The organism is Halomonas elongata, assembly GCF_029081005.1.
GTDB lineage: Bacteria > Pseudomonadota > Gammaproteobacteria > Pseudomonadales > Halomonadaceae > Halomonas > Halomonas elongata_B.
Genome location: NZ_JAJQTQ010000018.1, coordinates 1 through 19762, shown reverse-complemented (window position 1 = coordinate 19762; position 19762 = coordinate 1). Strand labels below are relative to the sequence as shown.

At 65.4% G+C, this 19762-nt stretch carries 21 protein-coding genes; 14 read left to right on the top strand and 7 right to left on the bottom strand.

All coding sequences use genetic code 11. The features are described from left to right. Positions 1–37: 37 nt before the first annotated feature. The 3 genes from LU493_RS13555 to LU493_RS13545 all read right to left on the bottom strand — a co-directional run bounded on the left by LU493_RS13555 (position 38) and on the right by LU493_RS13545 (position 4627). Positions 38–1174 (bottom strand): extracellular solute-binding protein, encoded by a 1137-nt coding sequence (locus LU493_RS13555; protein WP_275288320.1) that lies wholly within the window; start codon positions 1172–1174, stop codon positions 38–40. Then, the gene (locus tag LU493_RS13550; protein WP_275288319.1) at positions 1161–2939 is read right to left on the bottom strand and encodes a chloride channel protein; all 1779 of its coding nucleotides are present in this window, start codon (positions 2937–2939) and stop codon (positions 1161–1163) included. Before LU493_RS13550 ends, LU493_RS13555 begins: the two co-directional genes overlap by 14 nt. 293 nt (positions 2940–3232) lie before the next feature. Next, complete coding sequence (locus LU493_RS13545) at positions 3233–4627, bottom strand: PLP-dependent aminotransferase family protein (RefSeq protein ID WP_275288318.1); 1395 nt, start codon at positions 4625–4627, stop codon at positions 3233–3235. A 98-nt stretch (positions 4628–4725) separates the two neighbouring features. Between LU493_RS13545 and LU493_RS13540 the strand changes: the two genes are divergently transcribed. Beyond that, entirely contained in the window at positions 4726–5325 is a 600-nt protein-coding gene (locus tag LU493_RS13540) for a LysE family translocator (protein ID WP_275288317.1), read from the top strand. Here the strand turns inward: LU493_RS13540 and LU493_RS13535 are convergent. Further along, entirely contained in the window at positions 5312–5725 is a 414-nt protein-coding gene (locus LU493_RS13535) for a RidA family protein (RefSeq protein WP_275288316.1), read from the bottom strand. The genes LU493_RS13540 and LU493_RS13535 overlap by 14 nt on opposite strands. A gap of 64 nt (positions 5726–5789) precedes the next feature. Then, positions 5790–6695: a cation diffusion facilitator family transporter gene (locus LU493_RS13530; RefSeq protein WP_275288315.1), complete on the bottom strand. Its 906-nt coding sequence runs from the start codon at positions 6693–6695 to the stop codon at positions 5790–5792. 188 nt (positions 6696–6883) lie between these two features. On the opposite strand from LU493_RS13530, the gene LU493_RS13525 reads away from it, so the two are divergent. Together LU493_RS13525 and LU493_RS13520 are read left to right on the top strand one after the other, a co-directional pair. After that, positions 6884–7237, top strand: coding sequence for a DUF1428 domain-containing protein (locus LU493_RS13525; RefSeq protein ID WP_275288314.1), 354 nt, complete (start codon positions 6884–6886; stop codon positions 7235–7237). Between the two features lie 24 nt (positions 7238–7261). Continuing rightward, positions 7262–7738 (top strand): VOC family protein, encoded by a 477-nt coding sequence (locus tag LU493_RS13520; RefSeq protein ID WP_275288313.1) that lies wholly within the window; start codon positions 7262–7264, stop codon positions 7736–7738. Between the two features lie 71 nt (positions 7739–7809). Here LU493_RS13520 and LU493_RS13515 read toward each other — a convergent pair whose 3' ends face one another. Then, positions 7810–8889 carry a class I SAM-dependent methyltransferase gene (locus LU493_RS13515; RefSeq protein ID WP_275288312.1) on the bottom strand — a complete coding sequence of 360 codons (1080 nt, stop codon included), beginning with the start codon at positions 8887–8889 and terminating at the stop codon, positions 7810–7812. Between the two features lie 124 nt (positions 8890–9013). Here LU493_RS13515 and LU493_RS13510 point away from each other — a divergent pair, with 124 nt between their 5' ends. The 11 genes from LU493_RS13510 to LU493_RS13460 all read left to right on the top strand — a co-directional run bounded on the left by LU493_RS13510 (position 9014) and on the right by LU493_RS13460 (position 19470). Beyond that, a complete protein-coding gene (locus tag LU493_RS13510; RefSeq protein ID WP_275288311.1) occupies positions 9014–10042 on the top strand; it encodes a GlxA family transcriptional regulator in 1029 nt (342 codons plus the stop codon). Between the two features lie 163 nt (positions 10043–10205). Beyond that, positions 10206–10688: a GNAT family N-acetyltransferase gene (locus tag LU493_RS13505; RefSeq protein WP_275288310.1), complete on the top strand. Its 483-nt coding sequence runs from the start codon at positions 10206–10208 to the stop codon at positions 10686–10688. Positions 10689–10691: 3 nt separating this feature from the next. After that, positions 10692–11621 (top strand): LysR family transcriptional regulator, encoded by a 930-nt coding sequence (locus LU493_RS13500; protein ID WP_275288309.1) that lies wholly within the window; start codon positions 10692–10694, stop codon positions 11619–11621. A gap of 104 nt (positions 11622–11725) precedes the next feature. Beyond that, positions 11726–13123 (top strand): amidase, encoded by a 1398-nt coding sequence (locus tag LU493_RS13495; protein ID WP_275288308.1) that lies wholly within the window; start codon positions 11726–11728, stop codon positions 13121–13123. Positions 13124–13165: 42 nt separating this feature from the next. Further along, positions 13166–13399, top strand: coding sequence for a hypothetical protein (locus LU493_RS13490; protein ID WP_275288307.1), 234 nt, complete (start codon positions 13166–13168; stop codon positions 13397–13399). Further along, entirely contained in the window at positions 13392–14909 is a 1518-nt protein-coding gene (locus LU493_RS13485) for a sodium:solute symporter family protein (RefSeq protein ID WP_275288306.1), read from the top strand. The genes LU493_RS13490 and LU493_RS13485 overlap by 8 nt, the downstream gene beginning before the upstream one ends. A gap of 38 nt (positions 14910–14947) precedes the next feature. Next, positions 14948–15373: a GNAT family N-acetyltransferase gene (locus LU493_RS13480; protein ID WP_275288305.1), complete on the top strand. Its 426-nt coding sequence runs from the start codon at positions 14948–14950 to the stop codon at positions 15371–15373. Positions 15374–15430: 57 nt separating this feature from the next. Then, positions 15431–17095 carry a dihydroxyacetone kinase subunit DhaK gene (locus tag LU493_RS13475; RefSeq protein WP_275288304.1) on the top strand — a complete coding sequence of 555 codons (1665 nt, stop codon included), beginning with the start codon at positions 15431–15433 and terminating at the stop codon, positions 17093–17095. A gap of 62 nt (positions 17096–17157) precedes the next feature. After that, positions 17158–17544, top strand: coding sequence for a tautomerase family protein (locus LU493_RS13470; protein ID WP_275288303.1), 387 nt, complete (start codon positions 17158–17160; stop codon positions 17542–17544). Positions 17545–17739: 195 nt separating this feature from the next. Beyond that, positions 17740–18540, top strand: coding sequence for an IS91 family transposase (locus LU493_RS13465; protein WP_428994563.1), 801 nt, complete (start codon positions 17740–17742; stop codon positions 18538–18540). A gap of 336 nt (positions 18541–18876) precedes the next feature. Then, positions 18877–19470 carry a hypothetical protein gene (locus tag LU493_RS13460; protein ID WP_275288301.1) on the top strand — a complete coding sequence of 198 codons (594 nt, stop codon included), beginning with the start codon at positions 18877–18879 and terminating at the stop codon, positions 19468–19470. 130 nt (positions 19471–19600) lie between these two features. Here LU493_RS13460 and LU493_RS13455 read toward each other — a convergent pair. Continuing rightward, a partial coding sequence (locus LU493_RS13455; protein ID WP_275288381.1) for a transposase occupies positions 19601–19762 on the bottom strand: 162 nt, incomplete at its 5' end.

The following is a 19762-nucleotide window of genomic DNA, read 5'->3' as shown; positions in this document are numbered from 1 at the left end:
CATGGGATATCGCGGGGTCATGTCGGAAACCGGCCGATCACGGGGAATCGCTATTCTCGCGCTCATCGAGCAGGGCATCCCGGAAGTAGTCGTTGATACGGGTATGGCTGCGGGCGTACCAGTCGTCATCCTTGGTGATGGCGCGTTCGGCATTCAGCGGATGGGTGGGGATGTGCAGGCGCATGTCGACGCCGCTGTCGGGGTGGGTGGTGACCTGCAGGGTCGCCGAGCGACGCGAGGGACCGTAGGGGATGAGCCGGGCCAGGGCGGCCTGGCGTTCGCTGGAGGTGGCGAAGCGGATGAATTCGCGGGCGGCATCCGGATGAGCGGCACCGCGGGGCAGGGCCCAGGTTTCGTGCTCCTGGACCTGTCCGTCCCAGAGAATCTCGATGGGCAGGTCACGGTTGATCATGGCGTCGAAGAAGCGCCCGTTGTAGCCCGAGGCCATCACCACCTCCCCCTCGGCGAGCAGACGCACCGGGGCGTCCCCGGCCTCCCACCAATGCAGGTTCTCGAGGCTGTCGATTCGCTTGAAGGCGAGCGACAGTCCGCGGCGTGTGCTGAGCAGCCGATAGATTTCCTCCCGGGGCACGCCGTAGGAGAGCAGTGCCCACTCCAGGTTGACCGCGGGCGTGCGTTGCAGGGCGCGGGGACCGGGGAAGCGTTCCTGGTCGAAGAGGTCGGCGATCTCGGTGGGCCGCCGGCCCGGGAAGGCATCGCGACGATAGGCGACGACGGTGGCGAAGACCGAGTGGGTGATGGAGCAGCGGTTCAGGGCACCATCGACGAAGTCGCGTGCGGCGGGAGTGCCGTCCGGCGCGGGAGCGAGCAGCTCGGGAGATAGCGGCTCGAGCAGGTTCTCCGCGCAGGCGGCCTTGGCCTGGCTGCGGGTCATGTCGATCAAATCCCAGGTCACGTCGCCTTCGGCCACGGCCTGGCGCAGCTCGACGATGCCGCCGTCGTACTGTTGAACCTCCACCGGAATGCCTGTGGCCTCGGTGAAGGGATCGAACAGGGCGCGCTGCTGGGCACGCTCATAGGCGCCGCCCCAGCTGAGCACGGTCAGCGGTTCCGCTGTCGCCTCATCGCCGTGGGTCGAGGGGGCCAGCATGATCGTCAAGCCGAGCAGGGCACCGGCGCAGGCGCGGCGCATGATGTGATCAACCCGTGCCATGTTCCTCCCGTCGCAGTTCTTCGCTGTACTGCAGGTAGGCGCGGGCGATACTCGCCTCGTAGACCACGCCGAGGAAGGCGTCGCCGGCCTTGTCGTCGACCACGGCGATCGCCTCGCCGGTGACATCCTGGAGCTGATGCATGGCATCCCACACCGAGGCTTCCGGTCCCAGCACCGGGCGTGGGGTACGCGGGCAGTCGCGTACCTGGCGTTGCCCCTGGTTGCGACCGCGCATCACCTCGAGGTCGGCCAGCGTCACGCTGCTTCGATAACGCCCCTTGTCATCGACCAGGTAAGCCTCGCCATGGCCGCCGTTGCCCAGGGCCGTCACGGCATCGTCCACGCTGTCGTGCGGATTCAGGGTCACGCAGTCCTGGCTCAGCAGATGCTTGAGCCTGGCATTCTGCAGCAGGGCTCGGCCGCGACCGGCCGAAAGATCCAGGCCGCGCCGGGCAAGCTGGATATCGAACAGCGAGCGGCCGAAGAGCTGGGCCGCGATGGGGCTGGCCAGGGTCACGCTGGCCAGGGCGGCGGTGGTCAATACATAGCTGCCGGTGAGTTCGAAGACGATCAGCAGGCTGGTCAGGGGAGCGCCGATCACCGGTGCGGTCACCGCGACCATGCCGCACACGGCATAGAAGACGAAGGTATCGCCGGCCAGGCCGGCATCGCCGATCAGGGTGCCGCACAGGGCACCGAACAGGGTGCCGATTACCAGCGCCGGGCTGAACACGCCGCCGCCGAAGCCCATGCCGATGCACAGCGCCGTGGCGGCGAGCTTGAGCACCATGACGATGATCAGTTCGAGGCCGCCGAAGGCTCCCTCGATGGTGGCGAAGCGCAGGGTCTCCTGGCCCATGCCGAGGATGTCCGGCACCCAGAGGGCGACGAGGCCTAGGGCCGCACCGGCCAGGGCGGGGCGCAACGAGGGCACCACGGGCAGGCGGCCGGCCCAGCGGCCGACGGCGAGGATCGCATGCATGTAGGCGCCGGCCACCAGGGCACCGAGACCGCCGATGACGATGAAGGCCGCGAACTCCCAGGGCCGCGGCACGGCGGTATCGGTCACGTGGAAGAGCGTGCCGCTCGACAGCACGTTGGTGGCGATGACATGACCGACGATGGCGGCGGCGGCCACCGGTGCGAAGGCCCGCAGGGCATAGTGGCGCAGCACCACTTCATGGGCGAAGACGATGCCGGCCAGGGGGGCATGAAAGGCCGTGGCGATGGCCGCCGCTACCCCGCAGGCAATGGCCACGTTATCGTCGGAGCGCCCCAGCCTGAGCAGCTTCGCGCCTATCGAGCCCAGGCTGGCGCCCAGGTGTACCAGGGGGCCGTACTGACCCACGGAAGCCCCGGCGCCGAGCGATACCAGGCCGGACAGTGCCGAGAGGACGCCGGCTCGGGCCGGAAGGCGACCGCGACGCGTCTGCACGGCGGCGATCACGTCGGCGGGCGTGTGGGGGCGACGCTCGCGGATGGCGCGGTGCAATTGTCCCACGACCAGGCCGCCGAGGGTGGGCACCAGCACGGTGGCGATGGCGAGCGCCTCGGGGTGGGCGAACATCATGCGCCCACGCGGCGAGATCAGCAGCACATCGTTGAGCCAGAGCACCGCACTCACAAAGCCCACGGCAGAGAGTGCCGCCAGGCCGCCGATCAACGCACCCAGTACCACCAGACCCAGAAAACGCACCATGCCCCGAGCGCCCTGGGTCGGGTGCTCGGGGTCGTTTGCCCGCGTTGTTTCCGGCTCGCCTGCCACGTCGATTCGTCCCTGTGCGTATGGCGTTGTACCGCCCGATGCGATGAGTCGCGGTGGGACAGGTCATGTCGCTCCATCCGGGAGTCGGGGCTGTCCAACCGCATGATTCTCAAGCCTAGCCCATATACCGGGGCAATCTCGACAATGGGGGAGCTGGCTCGATCGATACACGCGCGGCGAGTTCACGCCTCGGGCGCATCGCGTTGCGCGCTGGAGCGTTGTCATGACGGCGTTCCAGCGCTGGGCAGGTGTCGATCGGACGCCGTTGAATCAGGGTGAGCCGGCCCTTTGCGTCACATGGTGTGCCAGGGTGAGCGGGGCGGCTCCGACAGTGTCTCCAGGACGATCTCCAGGCCCCGGTCGAGCTCTTCCCGGGTCGCCGGTGGCCCCAGGCAGAGGCGCAGCGCCTGGGGAGCCGGTTCACTCCCCATGCAGAAGGGCTCCGGGGTGGCGATGTGGACCCCGCGTTGCGAGAGCATCTCCTGGGCCTGGCTGCTGCGTAGTCCGACCGGTAAGGGCAACCAGACCAGCGATGAGCCCTCGCGGCTCGACGGCCCGTAAGCCGCCAGGCGATCAAGTGCCAGGCGACGGCGGGCGGCGAGTTCGTCGACTTGCCAGCGAAGTAGTTCCAGGCTGCCGGCATCTTCCATCCAGCGACAGGCCGCCTCGACCATCAACGGCGGTACCATCCAGCTCTGAGAGCGCAAGGCGGAACACAAGCGTTCCTGCAATTGATCCGGGACCGTCAGGCTACCGATACGCAATCCGCCGGCCAGTACCTTGGAGGTGCTGAAAATGTGCAGGGTGCGTTCCGGTGCCAGTTCGATCAGCGGCGTGCCGCGCTCGCTCTCGGGGAGGTACTGAACGGCGTCCTCGATGAGCCAGAAATCGTGCTCGCGGGCCAGGGCCACCAGGCGTTCGCGGCGGTCCTCCGTGAGATGCGCGCCGGTAGGGTTGTTGAGATCCGGGGTGCTATAGAGCAGGCGCGGCGGTTGGCGTGCGCACAACCGGGCCAGGGCCTCCACATCCAGGCCATTGGCATCCATCGGCACGGCCAACGGACGCAGGTGAGCCTGCTGGGCGGCGCAGATGAAACCCGGGTAGGTGAGGGTGTCGGCGGCCACCAGGTCGCCCGGTTGGGCCAGGGTGCGTACCACTAGATGGATACCGTGCTGGCCGCCCTGGGTCACCAGCAGGCGAGTGGGATCGTCGGGCAGGCCAAGGCGGCCCTGCCAGGCGGCAATGCGAGCGCGCTGGGCCTCGTTGCCAGCCTCATGCTGATATTCGGTGGCCGCCTGCAGGGCCTCGGGAGTGGCGGTGATGCCTTCGAGCGCGCGCTGCAGCCCCTGGGCACGCTGGGGGTGAGGCGGCGGCAGGCTCATGCCCATGTCGATGACGCCGCTCGCCTGCGGGCGCGTCGCGCGGAACGTCGCCGTCGACTCGGCGTCCTTGTGCCGTACATAGGTGCCGCTACCAACCCGCGATTCGACCCAGCCCTGGCGCTGTGCCTCGGCATAGGCGCGGGTGATGGTGCCGATGGTCACGCCGAGCGTGTCGGCGAGGCGACGCTGGGGCGGCAAACGCTCTCCCGGCGCCAGTTCGCCCCGGGTGATGGCATCGGCCATGGCATCGGCGATGCGGCGGTAGCGGGGGCCGCCTTCGGTTAGCCGGGGTGTCCAGATTGTCATGGTGACAATAAAACCTTTGACGCCAATTTTGTCCCCATTATGCTCAATGAAACGGGGAATGAAAGCCCGTTTGTCCAATATTGTATGGGTGCAATTTTATGAGCTCGCTGGCATATCTGGGGCCCGTGACCCTGTTCATGATCTCGATGACCATCACGCCCGGCCCCAACAATGTGATGTTGACCGCCTCCGGCGCCAACTATGGCTTTCGGCGCACCATGCCGCATCTGCTGGGTATCCTCGGAGGGTGCTTCGTGCTCTTTGCGGCGATTGCCCTGGGGCTGGGTATCGTCTTCGAGCGTTATCCGCTGGTGCAGACGGCACTACGGGTGATCGGCAGCCTCTATCTGCTGTACCTGGCCTGGAAGATCGCCACCGCGCCGCCGCCCGAGTTCGGCAATGTCGAGGGGCGTCCCCTCGGTTTCTGGCAGGCGGCGGCCTTTCAGTTCGCCAACCCCAAGGCCTGGGTCATGGGGCTGACGCTGATGGCGAGCTTCCTGCCGGAAGGGGGCAATACCGTCGTCAATGCCCTGCTGTTGGCCGGCTTCGCCGAACTGGTGGGGCTGCCCTGCATCGCCCTCTGGGCAGGCTTCGGCATGGCCATCGGCCGCTGGCTCAAGGGGCCGCGCGCATGGCGGGTCTTCAACGGCACCATGGGCGCGCTCACTGCGGCCTGTGTATTCTTCATCCTCGGTTGACGGCGAGCCCGTCATTGTCCGCACGGCGTGCCACCAGGGTGATCTCGACGTGGGCGTCGTCCAGCAGGGCCGGTGACTGGGTGCAGGTGCGGGCGGGATAATGCGGCGACTCGAAGAAGTCGGCATAGGCCGCATCCAGCTCGTGAATCTTCTCGAGGTCGGTGAGATGGACATCGGCGCGCACCACATCGGCGAGCGTGCAGTCCACCGAATCGAGCAGGTGCTGCACGCGGCGCATGATCCAGCGGGTCTCCTCGCTCACATCACCGAGTATCGCCTCGCTGCCCTGGATATCCGCTGCCGTCATGCCGGATAGATACACATAGCCATCATCCAGCACCACATGGCTGCCGGGAAAGGTGGGCGTTGGCAGGGTGGCATCGTTATGGAAAGTCGGCATCTTGGCTCCTGTTCCATGGCATGGCCTTCATGACCTGCGACAGGTGCCTGCGCGGTGATGTTCCTCAGAGCCAACGGGGATCCGCGGTGAACGCCACGGTAAACCAGCGATGTTCGACGGGGATGCTCAACCCGCTGGCGATCGCCTCGCGGACCTCGTCGAGCTCGGCCACGCCGCGCTCGGCGGCGAACTCGGGCGTGGTGACGAGGTGGATCTCGATGAAATGGCCCCGACCGCTCTTGGCCACGTGGCTGCTGTACTCGAGCAGGCCTTCGCGCTGCATCACCGGCGCCATGGCGGCATGTACCTCGCGGTCAATGGCGCTCGGCGCCATCAGGAACACCTCCTTCATGGCCCGACGCACGATGCCGATGGGTACCGGCATGAAGGCCACCGTCAGGACGGTCAGCAACAGCGAATCGACATAGGGCGTGAGGTGCGAGTAGGGCGTGCGCTGCAGGATCAGGGCGACGACGAAGGCCACCAGCAGGGCACTGGTGATCAGCGCCGCCATCAGCCAGCTATGCATGTCGATGCGCACGAACTCCGAACCGACGCGACGATTGAGACGGCGCTGGTAGGCGGCCATGGTGAAGCAGACGATGGCCACCACCACGGCATAGACGCTCGCCAGGCCGAAGGCCAGGTCATGGCCGCCGGTCATCAGTCCCTGGACGGCATTGAGGAAGGCATAGAAACACAGCAACAGCAGGATGGCACCGTTGAGCGCCGCCACCAGTGGCTCCAGGTGCCAGTAACCATGCTGGAAACGCTGGCTGACCTCCCGGGCGATCAACCGCGTGACAACCAGCGCCAGGGCCGACATGGCCGCGTCGATGGTCGAGAAGACCCCATCGAAGAGAATCGACCGAGACCCCGCCAGCAGACCGAAGCTGACCCCCAGGCAGGAGACCAGCAGGGTCATGACGATGGAAACCTTGAGAGCACGTTGCTCGAGAGCGGATGACATGAAGCGTTCGCCTGATGACCGAAAAACGACAGTCTAGCCGAGGGATGATGGCGGGGCAGTACCCCCGATGATGTATATCGCTTCAGCGAACCATGTCGATTTGCTCGCTCCCGAAACGACTCATGAAGGAAACGACGGCAATGTCATGCCGTCGCGAGTCACTTCAATGCTGGATGGAGGAGCACAAGATGACATATGTCGATGGATTCGTGGCCGCCGTGCCCACCGCCAATCGCGAGCAATACCTGCAGCATGTTCGCGCCTGCGCGGCGGTCTTCAAGGAATACGGTGCCCTCAAGCTGGTGGAATGCTGGGGCGATGACGTGCCGGACGGTGAGGTCACCTCCTTTCCCATGGCCGTGAAGTGTCAGCCGGAGGAGACCGTCGTCTTCGGCTGGTTCCTCTGGCCTTCGCGTGAAGCGCGCGAACAGGCCATGCCAAAGCTCATGGAAGACCCGCGCCTGCAGCCCGACGTCAATCCCATGCCGTTCGACGGTAAGCGTCTACTCTATGGGGGGTTCGAGGTCATTTTCGACGAATAGGTCCCTGCCAGGAGGAGTTTTGTCATGCACCGTATCACGCCCTTCCTGTGGTTCGACGGTCAGGCCGAAGAAGCGGCTCGCTTCTATGTCTCGGTATTTCCCGACTCCCGCATCGAGCGGGTGGTGAAGGCGCCGACCGACACGCCGAACGTGCCGGCCGGCGAGGTGCTGCTTGTCGAGTTCGTCCTCGACGGCGCGCGCTATCTTGGCATGAACGGCGGGCCCGGCGTGCCCTTTACCGAGGCGATTTCGCTGCACATCGACTGCGCCGACCAGGCCGAGGTGGATTACTACTGGAACGCCCTGAGCAAGGGCGGCCGCCCCATCCAGTGCGGTTGGCTTGAGGATCGCTGGGGACTGCGCTGGCAGGTGGTACCCGTGCGCATGCACGAACTGATGCGCGACCCCGATCCCGCGCGCGCCCGGCGCGCCATGGAGGCGATGATGCAGATGGAAAAGTTCATCATCGCCGACCTGGAGCGTGCCGCGGACGGCGGCTGAGGGCGGTCTCGGGCCCGGTGAATGAGGACGTGTCGGGCCCGGTGCCCTGAAGATGCCGCCGGGCCTCGCGCTCATGGCCGGCAGACGAAGTAGTCGTTCTGGATGTCGTGCTCCAGCTGGTGGACGTGGATGTCGCGGAAGCCGGCCTCCTCCAGGTAGGCCAGGGCCCGCTCGCGTCCCCACATGGTACCCAGCCCCTCGCCGCCCTGGGCCAGCGAGACGGTCATGCAGTGGCTGAGCGATACTGCATAGAGGATGGCTCCCAGCGGGTGCTCGCGATCCTGGTGGTGGTGGCTCGAAGCGTGGATGTCCTGCACCAGGTAGATGCCGTCGTCGGTCAGGCTGCGATGGATTCCCGCAAGCAGGCGGCGTGGCCGGGCCTGGTCGTGGATGCCGTCGAAGGTGGTGACCAGTTCGAAGGCGCCGGGCTCGGCAGTGTCGTCGAAGTCGCTGAGGTCGCGTACCTCGAAGGTCAGGTTGGTCAGTCCGGCCCGACCGGCCTGCTCGCGCGCCCAGGCGATGGCCTCTTCGGAGAGGTCGTAGCCCGTGAAGCGGCTGGCGGGGAAGCGCTCGGCCATGGCCAGCAGAGCCCGGCCGCGTCCGCAGGCACAGTCCAGCACCCGGATGCCGGCCTCCAGGCGATCGGTGAGCCCCGGCGCGAGCGGCAGGATGGCGTCGAACAGCGCCGGCAGCACCGTCTGGCCACTGTCGCTGGCCATCACCTCCTGAAAGCGGGGGTAGCGATCATAGGGCACGCCGCCACCTTCGTGGAAGCAGCGCACCACGTCGTCCTCTACGCTACCCAACAAGGGCATGAACTGGGCATAGACGGCCAGGTTCGCCTCGCCCCGGTCGGTAAGCAGCGCGGCGCGTTCGTCCGGCAGCCAGTAGCGGGCGGTGCCGGGGTCGGTCTCGACCACCTCGGCCGCCACCATGCCGCCGAGCCACTCGCGCACATAGCGCTCCTGGAGGCCGCTGCGCTCGGCCAGGGCCTGGCTGGTGAGCGGCGATTGCCCGGCCAGGGCCTCCAGCAGCCCGGTGCGATAACCGATCGAGGTCAGCAGCAACAGGCCGCCGTGATTGAGGGCCTGGACCAGCCGGGTTTCGAAGTCGTCGGTCGTCGACTCGGTGGGGATGGGGATATCGCACATGATCAGGGTCCTCCGGTCGTTGTTGTATCGGCGATGAGCGTTGGGGATGAGGCCAGGGTCCACGATACGACCGGGAGCTCGTCGATACTCAGGCGCATCGCGCCGCAAACGAGGGATTTCTGCCATGGCTGAGCCCGAGATCCGAGACAAGGCGGTCATCGCGCTGCTGGCCGGTCCCGACGCGACGGCCTCGACGCTCTTCGGTATGTACGACATCTTCGGCTCGGCGGGCCGTGACTGGGAGCTCCTGATGCATGGGCGGCCGGGCGAGCCGCTGCTCAGGCCGTTGATCGTCTCGCGGGATGGCCGCGGTTTTCGCACCGCCAATGGCGCCTGGATCGCACCGGATGTCGCCCTGGCCGATTGCCCCGCGCCGCTGGCGGTGTGCGTACCGGATCTGATGATCGCCCCCGGTGCCAGCCTGGCGAGCTACGCGTCCGAGATGGCCTGGTTGCGTGCCTGTCAGGAGGCGGGAGCGCTGATGGCAGCGGCCTGCACTGGCGCCATGCTGTTCGCCGAGGCGGGGCTGCTCGACGATCAGGACGCCACCACCCACTGGGCCTACTGCGAGGTGTTGGCACAGCGCTTCCCCAGGGTAAGGGTGCATGCCCATCGCACCCTGGTGATCAGCGGCGAGGGGCAACGGCTGATCATGGCCGGTGGCGGCACCACCTGGCAGGACCTGGCACTGTTCCTGGTCGCACGGCTGGTGGGCGTGGACGAGGCCATGCACCTGGCGCGACTCAATCTGATCGGCTGGCACCTGGAGGGACAGCAGCCCTATGCCGCCCTGAGCAGCTCGCGCCAGGTAGAGGATGCCTGTATCGCCAACTGCCAGGTGTGGGTGGCCGAGCACTACGACACACCCTCGCCGGTGGCCGGCATGGTGGCAGTCAGCGGCCTGACGGAGCGCTCCTTCAAGCGGCGCTTCAAGGCCGCCACGGGCATGACGCCGATGGACTACGTTCACACCCTGCGCCTGGAGGAAGCCAAGCAGGCGCTGGAAAGCGGCGATGCGCCCATCGACGAGGTGGCCGAAGAGGTGGGTTACGCCGACCCGAGCTTCTTCCGCCGGCTGTTCGGTCGTCGGGTCGGCCTGACGCCCAGCCAGTACCGTCGTCGCTTCCGCAGCATGCGGCTGCGTCTGCAATAGCGCGACGGCAGGGAGCGGAGCCGGGGCACGCGTTCAGTCCTCACGTCCGGCCGGGCTCCCCTCTGGCGAGCGTTGGCGATAACAGGGATACTGGGGCGCTTCGCCGAGCCGGCTCGCGTCGGACCTTGGCATCGCCACGCATCGCTGACAGGATTTTTTCGCCATGGGTTCAGGCCTGCCTCTCGTCCGCATCCACGCTAACTCGTCTCATGTCGCCACCCTGGCTGGCTGGATCCATGCCGAATGGGGGCATCTGCATTCCGGCCGCGATCTCGCCGCCGCCGTCGGGCACTTTCGCGGCGACTGCGGCCTGGCCGGTGTGCCCTCGGTATTCGCCGCCATGGACGGTGAGCGGCCGGTGGGCACGGCGAGCCTGGTCGTCGACGACATGAGCGACCGTCGCGAGCTGACGCCCTGGTTGGCCTCGGTCTACGTATTGCCCGAGTGGCGCGGCCGCGGCATCGCCTCACGGCTGGTGCGCCGGGTCGAGGAGGAAGCCCGGGACCACGGCGTCGAGCGCTTCTACCTCTATACGCCGGATCAACAGGCGCTCTACCGGCGGCTGGGCTGGCAGGACGTCGAGGAGCGTGAATATCGCGGCGAGGCGGTAACCATCATGCAGCGCGACCTTCCGTCTCCGGCCTGAACCATGCACTGGCGAGCCCTGCGCTACTTCGACACCGTGGCTCGCAGCCACTCGCTGCGCGAGGCGGCGGCCCGACTGCATATCGCCCCGACGGCCATCAGCCGTCAGATCGACCTGCTGGAGCACCAGCTCGGGGCGCCCCTGATCGAGCGTGGGCCCGGCGGCATCCGGCTCACCGCCGCGGGAGAACTGCTGGCGGTGCAGGCGCGCCGCACCCTGCGCGATCTCGAGCGGGTGCAGGAGCACATCAGCGACCTCAAGGGCCTGCGTACCGGCAAGGTCAGCCTGCGAGTGGCCGAAGGCGTGGTCTCCGGGCTGCTCGTGCCGGTGCTCGGGGAACTCAGCCAACGTCACCCGCAGTTGCAGTTCGATATCCAGATCGCCAGCGCCGGCCAGGTGGTCGAGGCGCTGCGCAGTGGCGATGCCGACATCGGCCTGACCTTCTTCATGCCGCGCCACGACGACATCCAGCCGTTCGCCAGCAGTCGCCTGGAGCACCACGCGGTGATGGCGCCCGGCCATCCGCTGGCGGACAGAGCCGCGCTGCGGTTGGCCGAACTGGCCGACCATCCCCTGGCGCTGCCCGACGAGCATTACGGCGTGCGGCAGGCACTCGACGAGGCGGCACGACGCCAGGGCGTGACACTGAACCCCAGCTTTCATACGGCCTCTCTGGAAACCCAGAAGGCACTGGCCATGGCGGGCACCGGGCTGTTGATCCTGCCGCCCATGGCGGTGGCCCGGGAGTGCCGGGACGGCCAGCTGGTCAGCGTGCCCCTGGCTCGGGGCGAGCTCGAACACACCCGGCTGGACCTGTGCCTGCATCGGCATCGCCAGCGGAGCTTCGCCACCGAGGCTTGCCAGGGACTGCTGGCCTCGGCACTGCAGACCATGGGAGAGGGTGACGCAGAGGGGCAGGGACCGAACATCTGAGAGGTGCACACAAAAAGTGGACACCCCGGCATCAGGATTGTAATGGCGGTAGACACCGCGCGGCACCAAGCTGAAGGCATCGACAACAACGCCAAGAGTGAACGATGTCAGAACTCCACCTGATGACCGCCACCCAACTGCTGGATGCCTATCGCCGCAAGGCGCTGTCACCGCTGGATGTCGCCGAGGCCCTGGTCCAGCACATCGACCGCTGGGAAGGCCGCCTCAATGCCCTCTACGGCTACCGGGCAGAGACCTTCCTGGACGCGGCGCGGGCCTCGAGTGAACGCTGGACGCGCGGTGAGCCCAGCGGCCCGCTGGATGGCGTGCCGGTCACCCTCAAGGAACTGATCGCGACGCGTGGCATGCCGGTGCCGAATGGCACGGGCCTGGGCCCACAGACACCGGCCACCGAGGATGCACCGCCGGCGGCCCGGCTGGCCGAAGACGCGGCACTGCTGCTGGCCAAGACGACCTGCCCGGATTTCGGCATGCTCTCCTCGGGGCGTTCCTCCTTCCATGGTACAACCCGCAACCCCTGGCGACTCGACTGCAATCCCGGCGGCTCGAGCGCCGGGGCAGGGGCCGCGGCGGCGGCCGGCTATGGCCCCTTGCACGTGGGCACCGACATCGGCGGCTCGGTGCGCCTGCCCGCCGCCTGGTGCGGTGTGGTGGGGTTCAAGCCGACACAGGGGCGCATTCCCATCGACCCCTACTATGTGGGGCGTTGTGCCGGCCCCATGACCCGCAGCGTGGACGACGCCGCCCTGATGATGACGACCCTGGCGCGCACCGACCGCCGCGACGCCACGCGCCTGCCGCCGGAATCGATCGACTGGACGGACCTCGCGTGCGACGTCTCGGGGTGGCGCATCGGCGTGATGCTGGACGCCGGCTGCGGCCTGCCGCTGGACGACGAGATCGCCGCCGCCGTGGAGGCTTCCGCCGCGCGACTTGAGGCCGCCGGCGCCACCCTGGTGCCGCTGGCGCCGGTGCTGACCCGCGAGATGCTCGATGGCCTGGACCGCTTCTGGCGTACTCGCCAGTGGAGCGCCCTGGAGGAGCTGACGCCCGAACAGCGCGAGCGCGTGCTGCCGGCGATCCTCGCCTGGGCCGACGACGGCGGGCGGATCGGCGGCGTCGAGGCGGTGCGCGGCTTCGAGCAGACCCTGGCCATGCGGCGCGCGACGGAAGCCGTGTTCGACGATGTCGACGCCGTGATATCGCCCACCACGCCCAACGTCGCCTTTTCCGCCGACTGGGTCTCGCCCACCGATGACCCGCAGCAACCCTTCGAACACATCGCCTACACGGTGCCGTGGAACATGGGCGAGCAGCCGGCGCTATCGCTCAACGGCGGGTTCTCCCGTGACGGCATGCCGCTCGGCGTGCAGTTGATCGGTCCGCGCTTTGCCGACCATCGCGTGCTCAAGCTGGCCAAGGTTCTGGAGACGCGACTGGCGCTCGAACCGCGTTGGCCGACACCGCCCGTCGCGCAGTAAGCTTCTCGGTCAACTGTCTCGTCATCGTGGGAGATACGCATCATGTCTCGTCTCGTCGTCCTGCCCACCAGTCGCGCCGGCTGGGCGCTGCTGATCGCCTTCGTCGCCGTGGTGGCGGCCGGCATCTGGCCGGTCATCGGTTGGGTGAACCGCGCGGTGCTGGTGCTGGGTTTGCCGCTGCTGGTGGTGTGGAGCTATGTGGTGATCTTCGCCTGCTTCGCCGTCATGCTGATCGCCAATCGTGTCCTCGAGCGCAAGGAGGACCACCATGACTAGCCCCTGGCCGCTGCTCATCACCCTGACCTATGTCGCCATCGCCATGTTCATCGGCCTGCGTGCCCGGGGCGGGCGGCGCATGAACAGCCTCGAAGAATGGGGCGTGGCCGGGCGCAGCATGGGCCCGGTAACGCTCTACCTGCTGATCGCCGCCGGCAGCGTCAGCGCCTACACCTTCATGGGCGCGCCGGGCTGGGCCTACTCGAAGGGCGTGCCGGTGTTCTACGTGGCCGTCTATCTCGCCTACCTGGCACTGGTAGCCTGGTACGTCGGCCCCAAGGTGTGGCAATTCGGCGAACGCTTCGGCCACGTGACCCAGGCCAGCGCCATCGCCGACCGCTACCAGAGCCCGCTGCTGGGCGCCCTGGCATCGCTGGTGATGTCGATCGGCTCGATCGCCTACGCTGTGCTGCAGACCATCGGCTCCGCCTACATCCTCAACGTGATGAGCGGCGGGGCGATTCCGATATGGCTGGGCGTGCCGCTGGTGCTGGCCTGCATCGCCGTCTACCTGTTCGTCAGCGGCCAGCGGGCCATCGGCCGGACCAACGCCTTTCAGGGCGTGCTGATGCTGGTGGTGGCCTGGGCCGTGGGGCTCTGGGCATTGCACAGCGCCACCGGCGGGCTCGATGTCGGCGCGCTGTTCACGCGGCTCCAGGCCGAGCACGGCGAGTTCCTGACCCTGCCTGGCGCCGGCGGTGACATGAGCTTCAGCTTCTGGACGACTTCCGTCATCGTCTCGATGTTCTCCTTCATGCCGCCGGTGTGGACCCAATGGATGAGCGCCTCCTCGGCGCGGACCATTCGGCGCAGCGCCACCTGGCTGCCGACCTACTACGTGGTGATCCTGCCGATGGTGGTGGTGGGCTTCATCGGCATCTTCGCACTGCCCGACCTGGCCCGCGCCGACACCGTGGTGCTGGAGTACGCCATGCAGCACCTGCCGGTCGTGCTGGTCGGGTTGCTCGGCGCCGGCACCCTGGCCGCCTCGATGTCCTCCAGCGAACCCTTCATCCACTCGGTGGCGCTCTCCTGGAGCCGGGACGTGCTGCAGCCGCTGTTTGGCCTCTCCGACGCCTTCACCGGGAAGCTGGCGCGCTGGATGATCCTGCCGCTGATGGCCCTGGTGATCGCCCCGCTGGCCATCGCCGAGCCGGGCAGCCTGGTGATGATCCTGCTGGTCGGGCTGGGCTTTGCCACCCAGGTGATGCCGGCCTTCATCGGCATGTTCCTGTGGCCGCGCGCCTCCAAACTGGGCGTGCTGGCGGGCATCGTCGCCGGCTTCATGGTGACCGTGGCCTTCACCACCCTGTGGAAGCACCCGCTGGGCATCCACGCCGGCTTCTGGGGCCTGATGCTCAACCTGCCGGTGTTCGTCATCGTCTCGCTGATGACCGCGCCCACCCAGGCCGAGGTCGTGGAACGCTTCTTCCGCATCGCCGCCCCCCACGGCCTTACCCGACTCGGCGGTGGGCGCGCCGCCCAAGCTAGTGACTGCTTGCAGCAATAAAATGACAGTATCTTGAGCTTCAGGAGTAAGGCAGCGATATGATTCGCGCGTATCGGGAAGCGGATATCGATCAAGTCCTGGACATCTGGCTTTCAGCATCAATTAAGGCCCATGGGTTTGTCGATCCAGCATTCTGGCAGTCGAAAGTCGGTGAAATGCGCGACAGGTATATCCCCGCTTCGGAGACATTCGTCTATGAACGCAATGATCGAGTCGTCGGGTTCTATAGCCTGTTCGAGGACACCCTGGCGGCCATCTTCGTGGATCCCGACCTGCAGGGACAAGGGATCGGAACAACGTTGCTGGATGATGCTAAGGGCAGAAGAGAGGGGCTGCGCCTGACGGTCTACAGAGACAATGCGCCAAGCGTCAGGTTCTATGAGAATCATGGCTTTGTTTCGTTTGGCGAGCAGGTCGATGAAAACACCGGTCATGCCGAGATTGTCATGGGATATCGAGTTTAATCATGCGTAAACTGTGGGCTTTAACGTCGTTCGTCCTTGTGGTCCCGCGGAGAACCTATGGAACGCTTTTATAACGCGCCCGAGCGTGTCGTCGACGATATTCTTCATGTAGCGGCCGCTACCGCGGACCTGCGCATTGCCGAGCCGGAAAGCGGTCTGCGGATTCTGGTCAGGGGCGATTGGGACAGGCAGCGAGAGGGCAGCCGTCAGGTGGCCGTGCTATCCGGTGGCGGTGCCGGCCATGAGCCCGCCCATGCCGGCTTTATCGGCGATGGCATGCTGACCGGGGTCATTTCCGGCAATCTGTTTGCCTCGCCCAGCGTCGAACCGGTTCTGGCGGCCATCCGTGAAGTCTGTGGCGATGCTGGTTGCTTGCTGGTGGTCAAGAATTACACCGGCGATCGGCTGAATTTCGGCCTGGCGGCCGAATGTGCCCGCGGCGAAGGGCTCAATGTCGAAATGGTGATCGTCGCCGACGATGTCGCCATCGCCGAAGCACCGCAGCCACGCGGTATTGCCGGCACACTGCTGGTACACAAGCTGGCCGGCTATTTGGCAAGCCAGGGCGCGTCGCTGGCCGAGATTCAACAGCGCACCCGGGCACTCTGCGAGCGGATGGGCTCACTGGGCATGGCGATCAAACCCGCCGCACAGCCTGGTCGGCCGGCATCAACGCGTTCCCCCGAACTGGGGCTGGGCATTCATAACGAACCCGGCACCCGTGCGGTCGACCCTCAAAGTGCGGATGACGCGATGCGCCTGGTGCTGGAGCCGTTGCTCCAGGCAGTGTCGCCTGTGTCTGCCCCTGGTTCGTCATCCGACACCGCCTGGGTGGCCATGCTCAACAACCTGGGCAGTTGCTCGTCCCAGGAGATGGGCGTGCTGGCCGAGGGCCTGTTACGCCAGCTGGGCGAGGATCGGGTCAGTCATTTGATCGGCCCCGCGCCGCTGATGACCTCGCTCGACATGCACGGTTTTTCTGTCACCTTGGTGCCCGGCACGCCCGAATTGCTGGATGCCCTCACGGCACCAACGAACGCTCCTGCCTGGCCGGGCGTTCATGGCGTGCGCCAGGCGCCTACCTTCACACCCAACACGGCCCAGGGTCACGACGCTCTGGCTGACGATGCTCCGCAGAATAGCGAGACATCAGCGGTGCTGTGGCGGGTGATCGAGACATTGCGCGAGTCGCGCGAGGAACTGGACGCCCTGGATGCCAAGAGTGGTGACGGCGATGCCGGGGCCAGCATGCAGAGTGGCGCCGACAGCATCGCCAAGGCACTCGATGCTCAGCGCCTGGACACGACCTCCCTGTCGCCGCTGTTCACGGGTATCGGCCAGCTATTGGCTCGAGACATGGGCGGCTCCAGCGGCGTACTGCTCTCAATCCTGTTCACGGCGGCAGGCGGTGCACTGGGGCGCGGTGACAATCCAGGGGACGCGCTGGCGGCGGGTGTCAGGAAGGTACAGGAATACGGCGGAGCTCGACCCGGGGATCGCACCATGCTCGATGCCCTGATGCCGGCGATCGAGTCGCTGCAACACGGCAATACACTGGCGCAAGCCGCACAGACGGCGCGCACCGGTGCGCAAGCCACCGCCTCGCTGACTACGGCCAAGGCGGGGCGTTCGGCCTATGTGCCGGAGAGCGCGCTGGAAGGCATCGTCGACCCCGGTGCCGAAGCCGTGGCACGGGTGCTCGAGGCGTTGGCGAAAACATAATGTGATACGACCGCCGGGCATCTTTCCCGCCGAAGGCAGCGTTATACCGAACAGGAGACATCGTGATAGTCATCTATGGCATCAAGGAACATCTGAATCCCATCAAGGCCCAGCTCTCCGATGTTATCCATGGCTGCATGCAGTCGGTACTGGGAATGCCGGAAGACAAGAGGGCGCTTCGCTTCATTCCGATGGACGCCGAGGACTTCTACTACCCGGGTGGCCGAACGCCGGCCTATACAGCCATCGAGATCAATATGATGCAGGGACGCTCGGCGGAGACCCAGAAAGCCCTGATCAAGACGATCTTTCAGCGTCTGGAGGCTGAGGTAGGTCTCGCCCCCGTGGATGTGGAAGTGACGATCAAGGAGCAACCACCACACTGCTGGGGCTTCCGCGGCATGACGGGCGACGAGGCGCGAGACCTCAAATACTCGGTCAAGGTATAGCCATAGCACATTACTGGAATGACCTAATGGGCGAGGACGGCCTGCATCCCGCCCATCCCCGCTTTGCACTTATATGCCCGGTTGATTAGGCTCGAATAGAAGGTGACCGAGATCGCCGTGATAACGACACAATCAAGATACGCCAGGGACTACCGCGGGAAGATGGCCGGATTGTCATTGCATCGTGCAGGGTAGGTGGCGGTAGCGTGCCTGAAACTTTGTCCTCCTCACCCCAAGCGTCTCGGCGGTGAGATGGGCATGAGCGCTGTGCTTCACACCTGGGGCCAGAACTTGAGCCAGCATGTGCACCTGCACTGTCTGGTTCCCGGCGGTGCGCTGGGCGACGACGGCATCTGGCGCGAGGCGCGCAGCCACTACCTGTTTCCGGTCCGGGCCCTGTCGCGCCACTTTCGCGGGAACCTGGTGAGCGCTCTGCGCGAGGCCGCCACTTCAGGCGAACTCCACCGGGTTACCCGGCCGGGTGACGTCGATGACCAGCTCAACACGCTGATGGCCACCGAGTGGGTGGTCTACAGCAAGGACTGTCTCGAACACACCGACACGGTGGTGCGCTACCTGGCGCGTTACACGCGCCAGATCGCCATCAGCAATGCCCGTATCCTCGCCGTGGACGACCATCAGGTGACCCTACGCTACAAGGACTACCGCGACCGTGACCGGCGTAAACAGCTCGTCCTCGCTGGCGAGGAATTCGTGCGCCGCTTCCTGCTCCACGTTCTGCCCAAGGGACTGATGCGAGTTCGTCACTATGGCTTTTTGGCCAATCGCTGCCGACGACGACGTCTGGCAGAGATCCGCCGGGCGCTGGCGGTCGAGACGACACCGGAGGCCGATACTGCCGCCAATGACTCGGAGCCAACCTACACTTGCCGACACTGCGGGCAACCGACACTGAGAGTGATCGGGACCCTCATACCCCTGCGACCCAAACGTAGCCGCCCCCCCAGCCACAGGGAGCAACGCTATCGAGCATGAACTAACGTCCTACCCCCACAATGGACTCGGCGATCCGGCCCGCTTGCGGGTCGCGGCGGTGCTCGTCCCGATGATGGATTTTGACCGGCAAGCGCGCTACGTTGGGGCAAACTGGGCCCGGAAGGTACTGGAATCATGGCCAATATCACTGCCCGAATGCGTCACAACAGATCCGTCTGCGCGCGATCTGCCGTCACAGGCCGAACACTGGCCAATACAATACCCTATAGAAGCTGTGTAGCAACCTGATGGTCGGCTTAGTCCAACAGGCATTTATACGCCATGCTCCGCACAGCGAAGAAATGCTGAACAGTTAAGTTTACATCGGGATCGGTCATGGATGAGACAATACGAGCATCCTGGGAACGAACCCTTCACCCAGAAACCCTCAAAACCAACATCATCACAGCATCAATATTCTCGATGGCTTTCGAAATGCTGAAGAGCAGCATTGTAGAAAAGATCGAAGGTTTCTTTACGAACGGGTTTGATCAAAATGGACCGATTATCAGCCCAGAATACAAAGAAAAAGTCCTTTCCCTGAATAGAAGTCCCGTCTATGCGTCATTGAGGTGGCTGCAGGACATGGATGCCATCAATGATGAGGACATGGGGAAGTTTGAACACGTTAAAAAGTGCCGCAACACGCTGACACACGAAATGCTTTCTTTTGCGTCCAGTGGGGTAGATTTCGACGTTCCGGAAGCATTCGACGAAATGGTGGCGCTGTTACGAAAGATCGAAATGTGGTGGTTCGAGCATTTTGAAATGGCAATAGATCCGGAATCCTATCCAGACGATCTAGATCTGGATAAGGTGATTCCTGGGCCCGTCTGGAGTCTCCAAATGCTTATAGATTTTGCGTTGGGCCCAAAGGAAGAGGCTGAGAAGTATTATGATCTGTTTGTGGCAGCCGCAGACAAAACTTAACCAGTGGGTGAAGCCGACCGGTACTACGCTGCGCTCCGTCCCGGCGGCTTCCCCAAGGCGTTATGCAGTTATTATCTGAATTCAGGAAAAAACACCATAGATTTCGACCAAGGAGTTATCAGTGGCTGACCTAGGTTTTGTCTGAAAAGTCAGCACGCAGGCAACGGTCTATGCAAGCCAGACATACCATGGCGCTAAAGCTACTGGCGAGCTTATCGTATCGGGTGGCGATGCGCCGTAGTTCCTTAACCCAGCCGAAGCCACGTTCGATCACGTTTCGCTCCCGGTACTT